The 17,805-nt window shown below is 65.5% G+C and carries 20 protein-coding genes; 10 read left to right on the top strand and 10 right to left on the bottom strand.

Translation table 11 applies throughout. The annotated features are described in order from the left end of the window. Complete coding sequence (locus GOX53_RS09550; RefSeq protein WP_171175704.1) at positions 1–420, top strand: NUDIX hydrolase; 420 nt, start codon at positions 1–3, stop codon at positions 418–420. Between the two features lie 105 nt (positions 421–525). Here the strand turns inward: GOX53_RS09550 and GOX53_RS09545 are convergent, their stop codons facing one another. The 6 genes from GOX53_RS09545 to GOX53_RS09520 form a co-directional block, all read right to left on the bottom strand. Then, entirely contained in the window at positions 526–3,927 is a 3,402-nt protein-coding gene (locus GOX53_RS09545; protein WP_171175703.1) for an efflux RND transporter permease subunit, read from the bottom strand. 5 nt (positions 3,928–3,932) lie between these two features. Beyond that, positions 3,933–5,387 (bottom strand): efflux RND transporter periplasmic adaptor subunit, encoded by a 1,455-nt coding sequence (locus GOX53_RS09540; RefSeq protein WP_171175702.1) that lies wholly within the window; start codon positions 5,385–5,387, stop codon positions 3,933–3,935. A gap of 107 nt (positions 5,388–5,494) precedes the next feature. Beyond that, positions 5,495–6,037, bottom strand: coding sequence for a molybdenum cofactor biosynthesis protein B (moaB, locus tag GOX53_RS09535; protein ID WP_171175700.1), 543 nt, complete (start codon positions 6,035–6,037; stop codon positions 5,495–5,497). Between the two features lie 6 nt (positions 6,038–6,043). Continuing rightward, entirely contained in the window at positions 6,044–6,664 is a 621-nt protein-coding gene (locus GOX53_RS09530; protein ID WP_171175698.1) for a LysE family translocator, read from the bottom strand. Beyond that, complete coding sequence (locus GOX53_RS09525) at positions 6,661–7,260, bottom strand: metallophosphoesterase (RefSeq protein WP_171175695.1); 600 nt, start codon at positions 7,258–7,260, stop codon at positions 6,661–6,663. Before GOX53_RS09525 ends, GOX53_RS09530 begins: the two co-directional genes overlap by 4 nt. Continuing rightward, positions 7,260–8,024, bottom strand: coding sequence for a uracil-DNA glycosylase family protein (locus GOX53_RS09520; RefSeq protein ID WP_171175693.1), 765 nt, complete (start codon positions 8,022–8,024; stop codon positions 7,260–7,262). The genes GOX53_RS09525 and GOX53_RS09520 overlap by 1 nt, the downstream gene beginning before the upstream one ends. An 81-nt stretch (positions 8,025–8,105) precedes the next feature. Between GOX53_RS09520 and GOX53_RS09515 the strand changes: the two genes are divergently transcribed. The 9 genes from GOX53_RS09515 to GOX53_RS09475 all read left to right on the top strand — a co-directional run bounded on the left by GOX53_RS09515 (position 8,106) and on the right by GOX53_RS09475 (position 14,207). Beyond that, the gene (locus tag GOX53_RS09515; RefSeq protein WP_171175691.1) at positions 8,106–8,702 is read left to right on the top strand and encodes a scavenger receptor class F, member 2; all 597 of its coding nucleotides are present in this window, start codon (positions 8,106–8,108) and stop codon (positions 8,700–8,702) included. A 67-nt stretch (positions 8,703–8,769) separates the two neighbouring features. Further along, on the top strand, positions 8,770–9,705 hold the full coding sequence (locus GOX53_RS09510; protein ID WP_171175689.1) for an aspartate carbamoyltransferase catalytic subunit: 936 nt from the start codon (positions 8,770–8,772) through the stop codon (positions 9,703–9,705). Then, a complete protein-coding gene (locus tag GOX53_RS09505) occupies positions 9,702–10,226 on the top strand; it encodes a hypothetical protein (protein WP_171175687.1) in 525 nt (174 codons plus the stop codon). The genes GOX53_RS09510 and GOX53_RS09505 overlap by 4 nt, the downstream gene beginning before the upstream one ends. Then, positions 10,211–10,597, top strand: a complete 387-nt coding sequence (locus GOX53_RS09500; RefSeq protein ID WP_171175685.1) for a hypothetical protein — start codon at positions 10,211–10,213, stop codon at positions 10,595–10,597. The genes GOX53_RS09505 and GOX53_RS09500 overlap by 16 nt, the downstream gene beginning before the upstream one ends. Beyond that, positions 10,594–11,880 (top strand): dihydroorotase, encoded by a 1,287-nt coding sequence (gene pyrC / locus GOX53_RS09495; RefSeq protein WP_171175684.1) that lies wholly within the window; start codon positions 10,594–10,596, stop codon positions 11,878–11,880. Before GOX53_RS09500 ends, pyrC begins: the two co-directional genes overlap by 4 nt. Further along, the gene (gene plsY, locus GOX53_RS09490; protein WP_171175683.1) at positions 11,880–12,485 is read left to right on the top strand and encodes a glycerol-3-phosphate 1-O-acyltransferase PlsY; all 606 of its coding nucleotides are present in this window, start codon (positions 11,880–11,882) and stop codon (positions 12,483–12,485) included. The genes pyrC and plsY overlap by 1 nt, the downstream gene beginning before the upstream one ends. Beyond that, entirely contained in the window at positions 12,482–12,754 is a 273-nt protein-coding gene (locus GOX53_RS09485; protein WP_171175682.1) for a hypothetical protein, read from the top strand. Before plsY ends, GOX53_RS09485 begins: the two co-directional genes overlap by 4 nt. A 195-nt stretch (positions 12,755–12,949) precedes the next feature. Beyond that, positions 12,950–13,423: a YHS domain-containing (seleno)protein gene (locus GOX53_RS09480; RefSeq protein WP_171175681.1), complete on the top strand. Its 474-nt coding sequence runs from the start codon at positions 12,950–12,952 to the stop codon at positions 13,421–13,423. Positions 13,424–13,676: 253 nt separating this feature from the next. Then, entirely contained in the window at positions 13,677–14,207 is a 531-nt protein-coding gene (locus tag GOX53_RS09475) for an outer membrane protein (protein WP_171175680.1), read from the top strand. Between the two features lie 54 nt (positions 14,208–14,261). Here GOX53_RS09475 and GOX53_RS09470 read toward each other — a convergent pair whose 3' ends face one another. The 4 genes from GOX53_RS09470 to GOX53_RS09455 form a co-directional block, all read right to left on the bottom strand. Then, positions 14,262–15,632, bottom strand: a complete 1,371-nt coding sequence (locus GOX53_RS09470) for a glutamate--cysteine ligase (RefSeq protein WP_171175679.1) — start codon at positions 15,630–15,632, stop codon at positions 14,262–14,264. A 66-nt stretch (positions 15,633–15,698) separates the two neighbouring features. Beyond that, on the bottom strand, positions 15,699–16,226 hold the full coding sequence (locus GOX53_RS09465; RefSeq protein WP_171175678.1) for a DUF202 domain-containing protein: 528 nt from the start codon (positions 16,224–16,226) through the stop codon (positions 15,699–15,701). Further along, positions 16,223–17,074 carry a GNAT family N-acetyltransferase gene (locus GOX53_RS09460; protein ID WP_171175677.1) on the bottom strand — a complete coding sequence of 284 codons (852 nt, stop codon included), beginning with the start codon at positions 17,072–17,074 and terminating at the stop codon, positions 16,223–16,225. Before GOX53_RS09460 ends, GOX53_RS09465 begins: the two co-directional genes overlap by 4 nt. Further along, the gene (locus GOX53_RS09455) at positions 17,071–17,796 is read right to left on the bottom strand and encodes a 16S rRNA (uracil(1498)-N(3))-methyltransferase (RefSeq protein ID WP_171175675.1); all 726 of its coding nucleotides are present in this window, start codon (positions 17,794–17,796) and stop codon (positions 17,071–17,073) included. The genes GOX53_RS09460 and GOX53_RS09455 overlap by 4 nt, the downstream gene beginning before the upstream one ends. Between the last annotated feature and the right edge of the window lie 9 nt (positions 17,797–17,805).

The following is a 17,805-nucleotide window of genomic DNA, read 5'->3' as shown; positions in this document are numbered from 1 at the left end:
ATGAGCCGAACCCCTTTTATCGGTGCGCTCGCGGTGGTGATCCATGACGGTCACGTGCTGCTGGCGCAACGCGGCAAGCAGCCGGATTTTGGGCTCTGGGGGTTTCCCGGCGGGCATGTGGAATGGGGCGAGACCGTGATGCAGGCCGCGCGCCGGGAGTTGCTGGAGGAAACTGGCATCGTTGCCGAGCCGCGCGCCTATCTCGACAATCTCGATCTGCTCCGCAGTGATGACACCGGGGTTGTGACCCACCATTACCTTCTGGTCGGTGTCGACTGCGCTTATGTCAGCGGCACGCCAACGCCCAGTGACGATGCCAAGGACGCCCGCTGGTTTCCCGTCGACCATGTCCGCAACGGCAGCCTGCAGATGAGCGCGCGGGTCGTCGATCTGCTGGAAACGGCGCTAAGCCGTATCTGATCCACCCTCTCCACTAGGGATGAAAGGCGTTTGCAAACGCCTTGAAGCGGTTTGAAAACCGCTTAAGCCGCTTCCAAGCGGCTTGCCCGCGCCCGGTGGCAGCGGTCAGGCATCGGTTCTGGCTGACAGTCGGCTAAAGACCAGCGCCGAGGCGAGCGAGGCCATCACCAGAATGGTCAGTGCGCCGATCAGGAACAGCCCAAGGCCGGCTTGCGCAACCGGCAACCCGTCAAGCATCGGAAGAGCCGCCGTTAGGACTGCAGGCAAAGTTCCATTGATCATCGGCCAGATCATCGTCACACCAAGCCAGGCCAGCATCAGCGCCCCGGTCCCCGCCGCGGCACCGCGTGCCACGGTGTTGGACCCGCGCAGCGCGCGGCGCATCGCGGTCAGGGGCCGCGAGATGTCGCGCTGCACCGCCAGCAGCGCCGGAACCACCAGCAGCACCAGCGCCATGCCGAAGCCCAGACCGTAGACCAGCGTGATGACCGTCGGCTTGAGGAACTGCGCCTGTTGCGAGCCTTCGTACAGAAGCGGCGTCAGCCCCAGCACCGTGGTCAGCGTAGTCAGCATCACCGGGCGCAACCGGTCGGCGGCCCCTTCGATGATCGACGGGATCAACCCGCGATCCTGTTGGTACTGATCAATGGTCGTCACCAGCACGATCGAGTCGTTGATGATGATCCCGGTCATTCCCAACAGCCCCACAACCGTGAACATGCTGAGCGGCACGTCCCAGAGGTAATGCCCCCAGATCGTTCCGACGAGGCCAAACGGGATGATCGCCATAACCACCAGCGGGCGGGTCCAGCTGGCAAAGACCCAGGCCAGCACCAGATAAATGCCGGTCAGGCACAGGATCAACCCGGTGCGCGCCTCGCTGAGGAACTCGTCCTCCTGCTCGCTGAGGCCGGCCATGCGCCATTCCACCTGCCGCTCGCTGGCAATCTTGGGCAGGATCTCGGTTTCCAGCGCCGTCGCGATCTCGGTCGCACGGGCCGGGTCGTCCTCGGAAATGTCACCGATCACCGAAATCAGCCGCAGCCCGTTCTCGCGCCGCACGGTCGAAAAACCCGACCGCTGGGTGACCGAGACGATATCGGCAAGCGGCACGTAGACACCATCCGGCGTGCGCATCAGCGTGCGTTCCAGGAAATCGGCGGTCAGCTCGTTCTCGGGCAGCTCGACCCGGATCTCGGCGCTGCGCGGCCCATCGGGGAAGGTCGCCGCCTCGATCCCGTTGAGCCGGTTGCGCAGGGCGCGGCTCAGCGTTTCGATGGTAAAGCCCAGCGCCTGCCCCTGCGCGGTCAGGTCCAGAATGATCTCTTCCTTGTCATAGGCCAGATTGTCCTCGACCGCCGAAACCTCGGGGTAACGCGCCAGTGCGGTCTGCAAATCCTCGGACGCGCCCTTGAGCGTGCTGACATCAGCGCCAAAGAACTGCACGTCCAGCGCATCGCCCCCGGGCCCCGAACGCCAGCCCCGGAAGCTGACGGTTTCGGCCAGCGGGTGCCGGTTTACGAAATCCTGCAGCTCACCCACAAAGGCAAAGCTGGAATAGGGGCGCAGGTCGGCGTCGATCAGCTCGATCGAGATGCCGCCCAGCAGGTCGGGATCCTTAGTGTCCGCCCCGGCCAGACCATAACCCGCATTGCCGCCGATCTCGGCCAGCACATAGTCGATGGGGTTGCGGCCATGGCGTTCCTCGTAGATGCGGCCGAGCTCCTCGGTGGCGCGCTGCATCTCGCGCATCATCTCCAGCGAATCGGCCCGGGTTGCGCCCTCGACCATGATGAAATTGCCGGTGACCGAGCCGCGTTCGGGCGCGTTGAAGAAACGCCAGTTGACGTCACCCTTGATGAACAGAGCAAGCTGACTGGCCAGAATCGCCACGACCGCCGCGAGAACCACGTAACGCGCCCAGACCACCCAGGCGATCAGCGGGCGGAACAGATGCTCGCGCACCCAACGGAAACCACGGTTCACCACCCGGTTGGGCAGGTCGTACCAGTGCTCCTTGGCCGAATGCGCGATGGCATGGGACATGTGGTTGGGCAGGATCAGGAAACACTCGACCAGCGAGGCCAGCAGCACCGCGATCACGGTAAACGGGATGTCGCGGATCAGCTCACCGAACCGCCCGCCGATGGCGGTCAGGCCGAAAAAGGCGATCACGGTGGTCAGCGTGGCGGCAAAGACCGGCATCGCCATGCGCATCGCGGCCCGTTCCGAGGCGACCACCGGATGCTCGCCCATCCGCCGGGCGCGGAAATCGGCGTGTTCGCCGACGACGATGGCGTCATCGACAACGATGCCCAGCGTGATGATCAGGCCGAACAGCGAGACCATGTTGATCGACAACCCGGCGATATACATCAGCGCGATGGCGGCGAACATGGCTGCCGGAATACCCGCCGCGACCCAGAAGGCGATGCGGGCATTCAGGAACAGAAACAGCAGGCAGATCACCAGCCCCAGCCCGACCAGACCGTTGTCGACCAGAATGTCCAGACGGTCGGTGATCGCCTGCGCGCGGGTCCGGATCAGTTCCGCCGTCACCCCGTCGGGCAGGCTGACCTGCATCTCGGCCACCACCTGTTCGACCGTGCTTTGGATCTCGATGGCATCGCCCTGGTTCGAACGATCCACCCGGACCGACATGGCCGGATGCTCGCCAACGAAATAGCTGCGGTTGCGGGTCACACCCTCAACCCGGATCTGCGCTACATCGGCAATGGTCAGTTTCGAGCCATCGGCGTTCGAGCGCAGGACGATCCCCTCGATCTCTTCCGGCGTTCGTTTCTCGACCCCGGTGCGGATGCGGGCATTGGCGCCGGTCACATCGCCCGCCGGGTTGGCGTCGACCTCGGCGGCGATAGCGGTGGCGATGTCGGACATCGAGATATCGTTGGCGATCAGCTGCGCGGTCGGCACCTCGACCACGATGCGCGGTGCGGCAATGCCGCGGATGGTCGTGCGGGTCACCCCGACCTTGAACAGCCGCGTGATCAGCTCGTCGGTCAACAGCGCAAGCTGGCCGGGCTCCATTGGACCGGTCAGAACCACATCGGTCACCCGATCGCGCCAGGCACCGCGCCTTATGCTGGGTTCCTCGGCCTCTTCGGGCAGGTTGGTCACGCTGTCGACGGCGGTGCGCACCTCGTCAGCAGCGCGGGCCATGTCCCAGCCGGGTTCGAATTCCAGCCGGATCTGCGCCTGACCCTCGCGCGAGGTGGCTTCCGAGCTTTCCACCCCGTCCACCGCCAGCAGCGACGGCTCAAGCACCTGCACGATGGCGCTGTCAACATCCTCGGGGCCCGCGCCCTCCCAATCGACGGTAACATTGACCCGCTCAAGGATCACATCGGGAAAGAACTGGGCCCGCATGTTGGGGATCGCAGCGGCGCCCAGAACCAGCAAGATCACCAGCAGCAGGTTGGCGGCGGTGCGGTGGCGGGTGAAATAGCTCAGCAGACCACCGGCGGCGCTGGGGATCTCGCGAATCATCGCCCTCAGCCCCCGGAACGCGCTTCGATGCGCCGGACCAGACGGGCGGGCACCTTGGCCTCGGCCAGTTGCCCCAGCACCTCGGCCTTGGTGGCATCCGACAGCCGCTCATTGGCTTCGACGGCGGCAACCAGACGGGCGCGCTGTTCATCGGTCAGTTCGACCATGCCGGGGTCGAGCGCGGTCTGTTCCTCGGTCCGCAGCGGGCGCACCCGGATGCCGGTGCCCAAAAGCGGTGTGCGACCGGTCACCACCTCGCGCCCGGCCAGACCGTCGCCGCGCAGCAGAATCTCGTCCCCCTGCCTCCGGATCAGCTCGACCGGCAGGGATTCCAGCCGTTCCCCCGGCCCCAGCACCAACACCGTGCCCGAGGAATCCAGCGCCGAGGCCGGCAGGCGCGCCACATTGGCCAGCGGCTGTTCCTCGACCGAAACGGTGACGAAATCCCCCGGCTTGAACCCGGGCGCGGCGTCAAGACGGGCAAAGATCAGACGCCCCGATTGGCCCTCGCCCGCCGAGCCGCTGTCGCGGCTGATGCGACCCCGGGCGGCCAGGTCAGCGCCTGTGACCTCAAGCGAGATGGTGACGGGTGCGGGGATCAGGCGGCCATCCTCATCCAGTAGCCGCACATATTGCGCGGTCGAGACGCGGAACGCGACTTCGAGCGTCTGCGGGTCGACCAGTTCGGCCAGTTTCTCGTTGGCTGCAACCAGCCGCCCTTCGACCAGCGTCACGCCGCTGAGCGTGCCGTCGAAACGGGCGCGAACGGTCATGTCCTCAAGATCGCGCTCGGCGGCCTCCAACGCAATGAGGGCGCGGGCAATGCGGGTCTGGGTCTGATCGACCCGTGCCTCGGCCTGCGCCAGTGCGATGCGCCGGGCCAGTTCCGCCTGCCGGGCCGAGGCGGCGGCCAGTTCGGCCTCTTCAACCGCAGCGGCGGTGCCAACCCCGCGCTCGGCCAGGTCCTGCTGCCGTTTGAGCGCGCGTTCGCGAAGCTCGGACTGATCGCGCGCCGCCTTCAATTCATCCTGCGCCAGCAGCAGCGAACGTTCGGCATCGCGCTCCTCGACCTGCGCGTCGAGCAGATCGGACTTGGCCCGATCAAGCGCCGATTGCGCGTCCGCGGGGTCAAGCTCGACCAGCACCTCGCCTGCGGTGACAGCGCCGCCCTCTTCGAAGTCTTCCGACAATGCCACCACGCGCCCGCCAATGGCCGCGCGCAGTTCCAGCCTGCGGCGGCTCTGCACTTCGCCGAAGGCCTCGAGATATGGCGTGACTGTGCGCAGCTCGGCGGTCTGCACATTGACCGTGAAGATCCGTTCGCGCGACTCAGGCTGGCGATTGTCCTGCGCCATGAACTCCTGCACAGCGCCCATCACCAGTTGCGCGGCATAAATCAGCAGCGCCAGCGTCAGCGAGGCCAGAAAGACGCCCACAAGGCTCTGCCGCAAAAATCGCATCTATCACATCGCTCCGGTCGCTTCAGGCTGCCGTCACCAACAGGTAGCCGGGCAGGAAAAAATGCCAAGCCAAAAGACGGTTACACGTGTTCAAACGCGCGACAAGTCTACTTCCGTCGCTGGTGTTCGTCCAATCTGGGCATTATTTCCACGAAATTGCAGGGGCGGTGGCGGTAATCGAGCTGTTTTTCCAGAATTCCGTCCCAGGCATCCTTGCAGGCGCCGGGGCTGCCGGGCAGCGCAAACAGGTAGGTGCCGCCTGCCACGCCGCCAGTGGCGCGGGACTGCACCGCCGAGGTGCCGATCTTGTCCATCGAGATCAGGGTGAAAACGGTACCGAAGGCCTCGATTTCCTTTTCATAGACGTCGCGATGCGCTTCGACCGTCACATCCCGGCCCGTCAGCCCGGTGCCTCCGGTCGAGATCACCACGTCGATCTCAGGGTCCGCAATCCAGGCACGCAGCTGATCAGCAATCTCGGCCCGTTCGTCGCGCAGGATCTTGCGGTCGGCCAGCTCGTGCCCCGCCCGCTCGATCCGGTCGGCCAGCGTCTGGCCCGAGCGGTCCTCGTCCAGCGAGCGGCTGTCCGAGACCGTCAGGACGGCAATGCGGACGGGGATGAAATCGAGGCTTTCGTCGATGCGCGACATTGGATGTCAGGCCCTTTCCATGATGGCCAGCCGCAGGGCCAGCGCCGTGAATATGCCGCCGCTGAGCCAGCCCAGCACGCGCGCCGCGCGTGGGTTGCCGGTCAGCCGCCGCCCGGCCCCGCCTGCGAATACGCCGACGGCGCCGTTGATGAAGAACCCGCCCAGCGCGATGATCAGGCCAAAGATCACGAATTGCGCCAGGATCGGCCCAGCGGCGGGGTCGATGAATTGCGGGATGAAGGCGAGGACGAACAGGATCACCTTGGGATTGGTCAGGTTCACCAGCAACCCGTCGCGAAAGGCGCGTTTGGCGGGTTTCTGCGGCGCTTCCGGGGGAATGGCTCCGGTGCGGATGGCAGTCCAGGCGAGAAACAGCAGGTATCCCACCCCGACCCAGCGGATCACGTCGAAGAGCCACGGCATCGCGGACACAGCGGCGCCGAGGCCCAGCCCTGCCAGCGCCACATGCACCATCGAGCCGGTTGAAATCCCCGCACTTGCCGCCACCGCCGCGCGGGGGCCCGAGCGCAGGCCCTGCCCGAAGCAGAACATCATGTCCGCGCCCGGCGACAGGTTCAGCGCCAGCGCCGCGGGCAGGAAAGTCAGCAGGGTGAAGGTGTCGATCAAGCAGACACCTCGAACCAGTTCACGGTGGGGCCCAGATTGACCACCTCGGTCCGTCCGATCATGCCGCGCGCGCCCCAGCTGTCGTGAATATGGCCGCAAAAGGCCAGCGCGGGCTGCAACCGCTCGATGGCATCGCGCACGGCGACCGACCCGACCGAGGCCCCGTGCGAGGTCTTGTCGACCAGGCCCTTGGGCGGAGAATGGGTGATCAGGATGTCGGCGGTGTCGCAGCGGTCCAGCATTTCGGCCGCCTCGGCCTCGGACAGGTCGCAGGACCACGCGCCAAAGGGCGTCACCGGCACGCCGTAGCCGAGCCCGAACAGGCGCAGACCGTCCACGGTGGCGGTCTGGCCATGCAGCACATGCGCGCCATCGGGGGCGGCCTCGGACAGTTCCCCAGCGCTTTCGGCGTTGCCCGGCACCAGAACCAGCGGCACCGAGATGCCCGACAGCATCGCCATCGCATCGTCCAGCCCTTTGCGCCCGTTACAGTAATCCCCGGCCCCGATCACCAGATCGGCCCCTTCGCTGGCCGCCACCAGATCGGCGGCGCGGGCGCGGGCCATGTGCAGGTCGGAAAAGGCCAGGATACGCATCAGATGCCTTTCAGTTTCGCCTTGAGCTCCAGCAGATCCGCCCAGGCCTGCCGCTTCATCTGCGGCTGGCGCAGCAGGTAGGCGGGGTGAAACATCGGGATGACCGGCAGGTTCATCGCCTGATCCCAGTTGCCGCGCAGCCGTGTAATGCCGCGCTTGCCCAGCACCGCCTGACAGCTGATATTGCCCATCAGCACCAGCACATCCGGTTTCGCCAGCGCCACGTGGCGTTCAAGGAACGGCTTCATCATCCCGATCTCTTCGGGTTTGGGATCGCGGTTCTGCGGCGGTCGCCAGGGCAGGACATTGGTGATATAGACCGTCTCGGCACGGTTCAGGTCGATCGCCGCCAGCATCTTGTCCAGCAATTGCCCGGCCCGGCCCACGAAAGGCCGCCCCTCGCGATCCTCGTCACGTCCCGGCGCCTCGCCGATGATCATCACGCGGGCCGCGGGGTTGCCATCGGCAAAGACCAGTTGCCGCGCGCCGCGCTTGAGGTCGCAGAGGTCAAACGCCTCCATGACCGCGCGCAGCTCGGCCAGCGATCCGGCGCCTTTTGCAGCCTGTTGCGCCACCTCAACTGGATCGGCCTCTGGCGATTTCTCCGGCGCGGGCTTGGCGGATTGCAGCTTTTTCGGCTTGGGCGCGGTGTCGGGCAACGCATACCGGTCCACCGGTGCATCCCCGATGGTCTCGGTCACGCCCAGTTCGATCTGCCATTCCAGCAGCGCCCGAGCGGTGTGATAGTCCAAGGCCGATTCCATGTGTCTCAATCTATCCTGCCTGACGATAAGGGAAAGCGAATTGGGCTTGTCAGCGACCAAAGACCGCCCGAGCATGGGCCCATGACGCTGCGCCTTACCCTGTTGCTTGCACTTGTCCTCGACCTTCTCGCGCCCACAGCGCAGGCGGATTTTCACACCGAATGCCGCGCGGGCACCTTTCAATGCGGGGCCAGCAATTGCTGCAACCTCGGCCAGCGCTGCAGCTGGGATGGGTTCTGCATCCCGCCCGGTGGCACCTATTGCGGAGGCGGGCGCACGTGTGGGCCGTTTGAGAAATGCGTGGCGGGCGGTTCGCGATGCGATCCCATCGCCCCCAATACGCGGCCCGGTTCGGACCCCGACAAATGTTTCAGCAACAGCGACTGTCCGCTGGGCAACCGGTGTGATCCGACGGGGACCTGCGTACCGAGCCGGGAAATCCGATGCGAGGGCCGGGTTTGCCCGGCGGGCAGCACCTGCATCCCCGGCGGCGGCTGCACCCGGCCCGGCTGGTTCCTCTGCCCCGAGACCGGCTCGCAATGCCGGCCCGGCTTCAAATGCTCGCGCATTCGCGGCTGCGTCCCCGTCAAGGCCGTCGATTGCGGCAAGGGCCGCTGGTGCAGACCGGGCGAGCAATGCACCGACGATGGCGGCTGCGAAGCGCTGGACACCGAGTGATCACGCCATATTGCCCCTCTGCCGTGTCCTTCCTATAAGCGGCGGGACTGTCAGACCGGAGCCGCCCATGCGTTTTGCCCATCGTCATCTTCTTGGCATCGAGCAGCTTTCCCCCCATGACATCACCGCCATTCTGGATCTGGCCGAGAAATACGTGGAGCTGAACCGGCAATCGGCCAAACATGCCGACGTGCTGGCCGGGTTGACTCAGATCAACATGTTCTTCGAAAACTCGACCCGCACGCAGGCCAGTTTCGAGCTGGCGGGCAAGCGGCTGGGCGCGGATGTGATGAACATGGCGATGCAGGCGAGCTCGATCAAAAAGGGCGAGACGCTGATCGACACCGCGATGACGCTGAACGCCATGCACCCGGACCTGCTGGTGGTGCGGCACCCGCATTCCGGCGCGGTCGATCTGCTGGCGCAGAAGGTGAACTGCGCGGTGCTGAACGCAGGCGACGGGCGGCACGAGCACCCGACGCAGGCGCTGCTGGACGCGCTGACCATCCGCCGGGCCAAGGGGCGGCTGCACCGGCTGAACATCGCGATCTGCGGCGACATCGCCCATTCCCGCGTGGCGCGGTCGAACCTAATCCTGCTGGGCAAGATGGAAAACCGCATCCGCCTGATCGGCCCGCCGACGCTGGTTCCCGGCCAGTTCGCCGAGTTCGGGGCCGAGGTCTATGACGACATGCGCGAGGGGCTGCGGGACGTGGACGTGGTGATGATGCTGCGGCTTCAGAAAGAGCGGATGGATGGCGGCTTCATCCCCTCGGAACGCGAATATTACCACCGCCACGGGCTGGACGGCGAGAAGCTGAAGCTGGCGAAACCGGATGCCATTGTCATGCACCCGGGGCCGATGAACCGGGGTGTCGAGATCGACGGCACGCTGGCCGACGACATCAACCGCTCGGTCATTCAGGAACAGGTCGAGATGGGCGTGGCCGTGCGCATGGCCGCCATGGAATTGCTGGCCCACAACCTGCGCGAGGCCGCATGAGCAAGCTGACCGTCGCCAGGAACGAACGCGGCGTGCTGCGTCTGTTCACGCTCGACATGCGCCCCGAAGAGGCGAAATTCCTGCGCGAGCCGGGCGCGGCGGCGCAGGTCCTGGGCGTGGATGCCTTGGACGAGGACCAGATCGAAGTGTTCCCGGTCTCGGATCTGGAAGAGCTGGGTCTTTACGGCTACCTGACCGAGGGCTGCGGCATCTCCGAGGATCAGCTCGACCGCGCAGCGCTTGAGGCCGTCGAGGGCTGGGTGATGGTCCTGCGCAGCAAAGCCTTCAAAGACCGGGCGCTGGAGCTGACCCCAGATCCCCGCATGGCACTTGCCGGTTTCTTCACCGAAGAGGGCACGAACTGGACCGCCCGGCCCATGACCGCCGAAAGCGCCAAGCCCTTCTCCGCCCCTCGCGCCTCCCCGCGGCAGGCCCGGGCCGAGGCGCGGCGGATCGGCTTTACCCTGTTTGCCGTAGTCATGGCCCTGATCGTCGGAGGCATCCTGTGGCTGGCCCTGTGACCCGTTTCCCCGCCGACCGCCAAACCTATATCCGCAGCTACGCCTGGCTGGCCGCCGGGGGCATGGCCGCGGCGATGGCGGTGCTGTGGCTGGTCGGCAACCCGCATGTCTGGACCGGCGCGCCCGCCGGGCTGGCCGCCGTCGCCCTGCGCGGCTGGTATCTGGCCTCGGAAGATCTGGCAGTGGTCTGGGAGATCACGAAGGACGCGCTGACCACCGCGGGCCGCCGCGTGCCGCTGAACCAGATCGAGGCGGTGCACACCATGGGCAGTTTCGTCCAGATCGTCACCCGAAGCGGCGACAAGCATCTGATCAAGTACCAGGCCGACCCCGCCGCCACCAAAGCCGCCATCGAAAGGGCGCTGACATGAGCGATATCCTCTTCACCAACGCCCGCCTGATCGACCCCGAAGCCGGGACGGACGCCATCGGCTGGCTAAACGTGTCGGACGGGCGCATCGTGGCCCGGGGCGACGGCGCGCAGGGGCCGGACGCACCGGATGCAGAGCGTATCGACTGCGGCGGTAAGTGCCTCGCGCCCGGCATCGTCGATATCGGCGTCAAGGTCTGTGAACCCGGTGAGCGCCACAAGGAAAGCTATAAATCCGCCGGGCTGGCCGCCGCTGCCGGGGGTGTGACCACGATCATCACCCGGCCCGATACTGCGCCGGTTATCGACACGCCCGAGACGCTGGAATTCGTCACCCGCCGCGCGCAGGCGGATACGCCGGTCAACGTGCTGCCCATGGCCGCACTGACCAAGGGGCGCGAGGGGCGCGAGATGACCGAGATCGGGTTTTTGCTCGACGCAGGTGCCGTGGCCTTTACCGACTGCGACCACGTTGTGACCAATACAAAGGTGTTCTCGCGGGCGCTGACCTATGCGCGCTCCTGCGGGGCGCTGGTCATCGCCCATCCGCAGGAGCCGGGGCTGAGCAACGGCGCCGCCGCGACCAGCGGCAAGTTTGCCGCCCTGCGCGGCCTGGCCTCGGTCTCACCCATGGCCGAGCGGATGGGGCTGGACCGCGATATCGCCCTGCTTGAGATGACCGGCGCCAAATACCATGCCGACCAGATCACCACCGCCCGCGCCCTGCCCGCGCTGGAGCGGGCCAAGCGCAACGGTCTGGACATCACCGCCGGCACTTCGATCCATCACCTGACGCTGAACGAGCTGGACGTGGCCGACTATCGCACCTTCTTCAAGGTCAAGCCGCCGCTGCGCTCCGAAGACGACCGGCAGGCGGTGATCGAGGCGGTGCACACGGGCCTGATCGACACAATCAGCTCGATGCACACGCCGCAGGACGAGGAAAGCAAGCGGCTACCGTTCGAAGAGGCGGCATCGGGCGCCGTTGCGCTGGAAACGCTGCTGCCCGCCGCCCTGCGCCTCTATCATGCCGAGCAGTTGGACCTGCCGACCCTGTTCCGTGCCATGGCGCTGAATCCGGCCAAACGGCTGGGGCTGGCGAGCGGCCGTCTGTCCGAGGGCGCGCCCGCCGATCTGGTGCTGTTCGACCCCGATGTGCCCTTTGTGCTCGACCGGTTCACCCTGAAATCGAAATCCCAGAACACCCCGTTTGACGGCCAGCGCATGCAAGGTAGGGTGCTGGCAACTTACGTGGGCGGAACGCCCGTCTACCGGAGAGACTGATGCCGCCCATCGACTCAACAACGCTGCAACTGATCCTCTGGGCCGTCATCGGCTACGGGCTGGGCTCGGTCCCTTTCGGCATGGTGCTGGCCAAAGTCATGGGGCTGGGCAACCTGCGCGAGATCGGATCGGGCAATATCGGGGCCACCAACGTGCTGCGCACCGGCAACAAGACCGCCGCCGCGCTGACGGTGTTGTTCGACGGCGGCAAGGGCGCGGTGGCGGTGTTGCTGGCGCGGCTGCTCGCCGGAGAAGACGCGGCGCAACTGGCCGCCCTGACCGCCTTTGTCGGCCATTGCTTTCCGGTCTGGCTGAGCTTCAAGGGCGGCAAGGGCGTTGCGACCTTTCTGGGCCTCTGGCTTGCGCTGGCCTGGCCCGTGGGCGTGGCCTGCTGCCTGACCTGGCTTGCCGCCGCGGTGATCTCACGCATGTCTTCGGCAGGGGCACTGGCCGCCGCCGCCTCGTCAACCATCTGGGCGCTGTTTCTGGGGCACAGCTCGGCCTTCCTGCTGGGCGTGATCCTGACACTGCTGGTCTATTGGCGCCACAGTGCGAACATCTCCCGCATCAAGGCCGGGACCGAGCCCAAGATCGGCCAGTCTTGACGGTTCCGGCCGCGTTTTCGGAAGCTTTCTTTGCCCTGCCCACGGGCACGTTCACCGGCCGCTCAAGCGGGCGGTCCTATGTTGTCAGCCGCACCGCATCGGCCAATGGTCGGGCGCATAAACTGGTCGCGAATGAACGCGGCGGGCCGGATTACATCAGCCTCAACCTCTACCGTCTGTCGGACGGTCAACTCTTGTTGCGGCCCTGTGAAATGCCCGCCGACAAGGTGATCCGCTTCACCACCGGGCTGACCCCCGACACCTGCTAACGCGGGCGCCAACTGTGTATCACCGCACAGGAATTTTTCGCCCATGCACATACACAATAGGTTGTTTTGAACGTTACCGGGGCCGGTGCCACCTGCTGTGACGTGACGGTTTATTTCGGCCGCACGCATCAAACACTACAGCCAATCGGACGCAATTACGGCACCCCGGCTGGCACACACAAGAAAGGTGAACCCATGAACAAGGTAAAATCTCTGCTGGGTGGCGTGGCACTCTCGGTTGCGCTGGCAACCTCGGCTCTGGCCGCCGGTGTCGAGATCAACGCAAGCTCGACCGGTCTGGCGCTGCAAGGCTATGACCCGGTGGCCTATTTCACCGAAGGTGAGCCCACCAAGGGCAACTGGAAGATCACGACACTCCACAACGATGCGATGTACCGCTTTGCATCGGAAGAGAACAAGGCCGCGTTCGAGGCCAACCCCGAGGCCTACCTGCCCGAATATGGCGGCTACTGCGCCTTTGGTGCGGCCATGGGCTTTAAGTTCGACGGTGATCCCAACATCTGGAAGATCGTCGACAACAAGCTGTACCTGAACATTTCGCCCGACATCCAGCAGCGCTGGGAAGGCGACATCCCCGGCTTTATCGAAAAGGCCAGTGCCAACTGGGAAGACATCGCCGACAAGGACCCGGCCTCGCTTCAGCAGTAAGCCGGACCATCCCAAAGCGAACAGCGGCGGCAGACCCTTCTGCCGCCGTTTTCCGTTCCTTGCGCACAGAGTGCCCGATCACATTTCGGGGATCAGCCAAAACATGCCGACCGAACGGGAAAAAACACGCCGGTTTGCGCTGTCCGTCCCCTGCCCCGGTGATCCACATGTACGCCTGCGCCGTATACTCTCACATTGATAGCACCGGATCCCATTTGGGGCTCCGGTGACCTCGGATACGAAAGGATAGGAAATGCTAAGACAGATTGCCCTAGCTTCGGCCATTGCCGCGATTCCTGCCGGTTCTGCCCTGGCGCAATCCAGCGGCAACTGGTCCGGGTTTTATGCCGGGGGTCAGATTGGATATGCCGACGTCGACACCAACGCCGCCGGTGTCGAGGGCGACGGCCTGATCGGCGGTCTGGTCGTGGGCTATGACCACGACTTTGGCGATTGGGTGCTTGGCGCGGGTCTTGATTACGATTTCGCGGATATCGAAGTGGGGACCGCCGCCACGCTGGAAAACGTGCTGCGGGTCAAGGCGCGCGGCGGCTACAAGATCGGCGACGGACTGCTTTACGGCACGGTCGGGTTTGCTGACGCGGACACCGACACGCTGGGCAGCGATGACGGCTATTTCATCGGCGCAGGCTATGAAATGCTGGTCGGAGGCGGTCTCAGCGTCGGGGGCGAGATCCTGTATCATGAGTTCGACGATTTCAACAGTTCCGGCGTCGATGTCGAGGCCACGACCATTCAAATCCGCGCCACCTACCGGTTCTGACGCGCTGATCCAGTCCCGAAACCCCATCCGCCGCCCCGGCGGATGGGTCATGGATCAATAGCTGTAATCGGCGTAGATCCGGGTCAGGTCGCTGTCCCAATCGCCATTGTAGCGGTCCAGCAACTCGTCCGCGGGCACCTTGCCGCTGTCCAGACTGTCCTTGAGCGCATTGAGGAAGTGCGTCTCGTCCGGCACCAGCCCGCCAGCGCCCGGATAGGCGCGGGCCTTGAGGCCAGCCTCGGCAATGGAGATCACTTCGCGGGCCAGATCGTGCATCCGAATGCCCCTGACCTGCGCTTGCAGGGCGCCTTCGCTGGCGGCAACGCGCAGTGCGTCGCGGGTCTCAGTGTCCCAACCCTTGACCAGATCCCAAGCCGCATCCAGCGCGCCCTGATCGTACATCAGACCGACCCAGAAGGCGGGCAAAGCACACAGGCGCCGCCACGGGCCGCCATCGGCGCCACGCATCTCGATGAACTTCTTGATCCGTGCCTCGGGGAAGGCGGTGGTCAGGTGATCGGCCCAGTCGCTAAGCATCGGCGTTTCGCCCGGCAGCGCGGGTAACTCACCTTTCAGGAAATCGCGGAAACTCTGGCCCAGCGCGTCGATATACTGCCCGTCGCGATAGACGAAATACATCGGCACATCGAGCGCGTAGTCCACCCAGCGCTCGAACCCGAACCCGTCCTCGAACACGAAGGGCAGCATGCCGGTGCGGGCCGCGTCCAGATCGCGCCAGACCCGGCTGCGCCAGGATTTGTGGCCATTGGGTTTGCCTTCGAGGAACGGGGAATTGGCAAAGAGCGCGGTCGCCACCGGTTGTAGCGCCAGCGCCACGCGCAGTTTCTGCACCATGTCCGCCTCGGACGCGAAATCCAGATTGACCTGCACGGTGCAGGTCCGCCGCATCATGGTGCGGCCCATGGTGCCCACCTTCTGCATGTAGGCATCCATGAGCTTGTACCGCCCCTTGGGCATCAGCGGCATCTCGTCATGGGTCCAGATCGGCGCCGCACCCAGACCGATGAAGCCCACTCCGATCTTGTCGGCGATGTCCTTCACGTCCTTGAGATGCGCGTTCACCTCGTCACAGGTCTCGTGAATGGTTTCCAGCGGTGCGCCTGACAGTTCCAGCTGCCCGCCCGGTTCCAGCGAGACATTGGCCCCGTCCTTTTGCAGGCCGATCAGCTTACCGCCTTCTTCCAGCGGCTCCCAGTCATGCAGATCGCGCAGCCCTTCGAGCACCGCGAGAATCGAGCGCTTGCCCTCGTAGGGCAGCGGTTTCAGGGTGTCCTTGCAATAGCCGAACTTCTCATGCTCGGTTCCGATCCGCCAATCCTGCCTGGGCTTGCAACCGTCGGCCAGATACTCGGCCAGTTGTTCGTGGCGCTCAATCGGTCCGCCGCCGGACTGGGGAATGGACATGAGCCGTGCTCCGATCCTGAAGTGTCTGTTCGTGAGGGTCAGTCGTGGTCGCAAACGCGCGCGGTGTCAATGCAGCCGCAATCCCGGAGGCCGCATGGGATGACGTTCCCAGATCACGACCGGGTGAGCGGAACCGCCGTTGAGTTCGGCCAGCATCTGCTCGGTTTTCAGCCCCGGCAGGCTCGAGAACACATCGAACAGCGCCTCGGCGCCTTCGGCGTTCACCGGAATGTGAAGCGTGGCCTGCCCGGGCTGTTCCAGCACCCAATGCGCAGGCCGCGAGGTGGGGTCGAGCGCCAGCCGCTCCAACTCCTGCGCGGCAACCATGCCGCCGGTCAGGGGACCCATATAGGTGATCTGGCCCTCATCCACGGTGACAAGGCCCGGCCCGCCCGCACCGGTGCGAAAGCGCGCCCGCTGCACCCCGATCACCGCCAGCGCCACCCCCGCGAGAACCAGCACCCAGCCGATCCAGCCCAGCAGCCCGCCGGGCCCACCGATCCAGCTAAACCCAAGCAGACCCACGCCAATCCCGACCAGCACTTCACGCCAGCGCCAGATGGCGGTCTTGGCCTCGGGGCGGATGAAGCTCATGCGGTGACCTCCGTCTGCATGTCGAAGAGGATCAGGGCGAGCGAACCCGCGCGCTCGAACCCGATGGCCTGATAGGCACGGACGGCGGGCGCATTGGCGGCAAACAGAATGGCGCGGGTGACCCCGGTCTGCCGCGCCTCGTCCAGATGCAACGCAACCGCCCGGCGCGCGTAGCCGTGTCCGCGCAGGTCGGGCGGCGTATAGACCCCGCCGATCTGCACCACATCCGGCAGGCTGGCGTTGAAACCGGTCATGCAGACCGGTTGCCCGTCGGCCAGCAGGACCCGGTGAGAACCGCGTTCGATATATGCGCTTACATCCTGCTCGGCCAGTTGGCGCGACTCGTCCGGGTGGGCGCCCAGCACTTCGGCGTGATACGCGGCGCGCCATGCCACCGGTATCGACCGGTCCACATCGGCCAGCGGCACCAGTTCGGTGTCGGAGCTCTCGGGGATGACCAGACGCGCGAGGTCCAGCGCAAAGGCGGGCTCATCCTTGTTCAGCTTGGCGGCGCGATGCTCCCAACCGGCCAGCGCCATCAGCCGCCGTGCCTGTGCCGCCTCACCGATGATCCCGGTCACCTCGCGATCCGCGATCAGGGCAGTGGCGGCGCGCAGATCGGCCTCGCCGCAATCAGGGCATTGCAGCAGCACCATGCCCTGCCGGGAAATGCCAAAGACACCGCGTGGTTCGTCACCCAACGCCCATATCGTCATCGCATGCGGCGCGTCGCCGGTCAGGCCGTGGTTTTGAAGATTGGCCAGCAGAAACATCGAGCTTTGTAGACGCGCGCGCAGGAACCGCTCGATCCCCGGAACGTCCGCGTCCTGCGCCCGGCGCCAGCTCATCCCCAGTCCCCCAACGCCTGCTGCCACAGCGTCAGCGCCGCCACCGCCGCCGTATCCGCCCGCAGGATGCGGGGGCCGAGGGTGACCACGTGGGAATAAGGCAGCGCCGTCAGACGCGCACGCTCGCGGTCCGAGAATCCGCCCTCGGGCCCGATCAGAATCGCCCAGGGCCGCCCCTTTTCATGTTCGGCCAGCCGCAGGGCCGAGCCGACCTCGGCCTCGTTGCAGAACATCAGTTGCCGCCCCTCGGGCCAGTCGGCCAGCACGCGGTCGAGTTTCTGCATCGCGCAGACCTCGGGCACGAAGGTGCCGCCGCATTGCTCGGCGGCCTCGATGGCATGGGCCTGCAACCGGTCCTGCCGGATGCGTTCGGAATTGGTGAACTCGGTCTGCACCGGGACGATCCGCGCGGCCCCCATCTCGGCGGCCTTTTCGACGATGAAATCGGTGCGCGCCTTCTTGATCGGGGCGAAGAACAGCCACAGATCGGGCGGCATCTGCAAGGGTCGCGTCTGTTCGACGCAGACAAGCGTGCCGCCGCGCTTGCCCGCCTCGGCCACCTCGGCCAGCCACTCTCCGTCGCGCCCGTTGAACAGGGCCACTGGCGCGCCAGCAGACAGCCGCATCACGCCGAAAAGGTAATGCGCATGCTCACGCGTCAAAGCTACCGATTGCCCCGGGCCCAGAGGGTGCTCTACATACAGCCTGATCTTTGCACTCATAAGGGCCTA

The organism is Ruegeria sp. HKCCD8929, from assembly GCF_013031405.1.
In the GTDB taxonomy this organism is placed as follows: domain Bacteria; phylum Pseudomonadota; class Alphaproteobacteria; order Rhodobacterales; family Rhodobacteraceae; genus Ruegeria.
Note: the sequence above shows the minus strand (reverse complement) of the source record. Positions and strands in the feature narration are given on the sequence as shown.

Coding starts and splice junctions, on each gene's coding strand:
- GOX53_RS09470 (WP_171175679.1), bottom strand. CDS start 15,632: ATGTCCATTCCCCAGTCCGGCGGCGGACCGATTGAGCGCCACGAACAA.
- GOX53_RS09515 (WP_171175691.1), top strand. CDS start 8,106: ATGACGCTGCGCCTTACCCTGTTGCTTGCACTTGTCCTCGACCTTCTC.
- GOX53_RS09525 (WP_171175695.1), bottom strand. CDS start 7,260: ATGCGTATCCTGGCCTTTTCCGACCTGCACATGGCCCGCGCCCGCGCC.
- plsY (WP_171175683.1), top strand. CDS start 11,880: ATGCCGCCCATCGACTCAACAACGCTGCAACTGATCCTCTGGGCCGTC.
- GOX53_RS09520 (WP_171175693.1), bottom strand. CDS start 8,024: ATGGAATCGGCCTTGGACTATCACACCGCTCGGGCGCTGCTGGAATGG.
- moaB (WP_171175700.1), bottom strand. CDS start 6,037: ATGTCGCGCATCGACGAAAGCCTCGATTTCATCCCCGTCCGCATTGCC.
- GOX53_RS09475 (WP_171175680.1), top strand. CDS start 13,677: ATGCTAAGACAGATTGCCCTAGCTTCGGCCATTGCCGCGATTCCTGCC.
- GOX53_RS09480 (WP_171175681.1), top strand. CDS start 12,950: ATGAACAAGGTAAAATCTCTGCTGGGTGGCGTGGCACTCTCGGTTGCG.
- GOX53_RS09455 (WP_171175675.1), bottom strand. CDS start 17,796: ATGAGTGCAAAGATCAGGCTGTATGTAGAGCACCCTCTGGGCCCGGGG.
- GOX53_RS09545 (WP_171175703.1), bottom strand. CDS start 3,927: ATGATTCGCGAGATCCCCAGCGCCGCCGGTGGTCTGCTGAGCTATTTC.
- GOX53_RS09460 (WP_171175677.1), bottom strand. CDS start 17,074: ATGAGCTGGCGCCGGGCGCAGGACGCGGACGTTCCGGGGATCGAGCGG.
- GOX53_RS09510 (WP_171175689.1), top strand. CDS start 8,770: ATGCGTTTTGCCCATCGTCATCTTCTTGGCATCGAGCAGCTTTCCCCC.
- GOX53_RS09540 (WP_171175702.1), bottom strand. CDS start 5,387: ATGCGATTTTTGCGGCAGAGCCTTGTGGGCGTCTTTCTGGCCTCGCTG.
- GOX53_RS09550 (WP_171175704.1), top strand. CDS start 1: ATGAGCCGAACCCCTTTTATCGGTGCGCTCGCGGTGGTGATCCATGAC.
- GOX53_RS09465 (WP_171175678.1), bottom strand. CDS start 16,226: ATGAGCTTCATCCGCCCCGAGGCCAAGACCGCCATCTGGCGCTGGCGT.
- GOX53_RS09505 (WP_171175687.1), top strand. CDS start 9,702: ATGAGCAAGCTGACCGTCGCCAGGAACGAACGCGGCGTGCTGCGTCTG.
- pyrC (WP_171175684.1), top strand. CDS start 10,594: ATGAGCGATATCCTCTTCACCAACGCCCGCCTGATCGACCCCGAAGCC.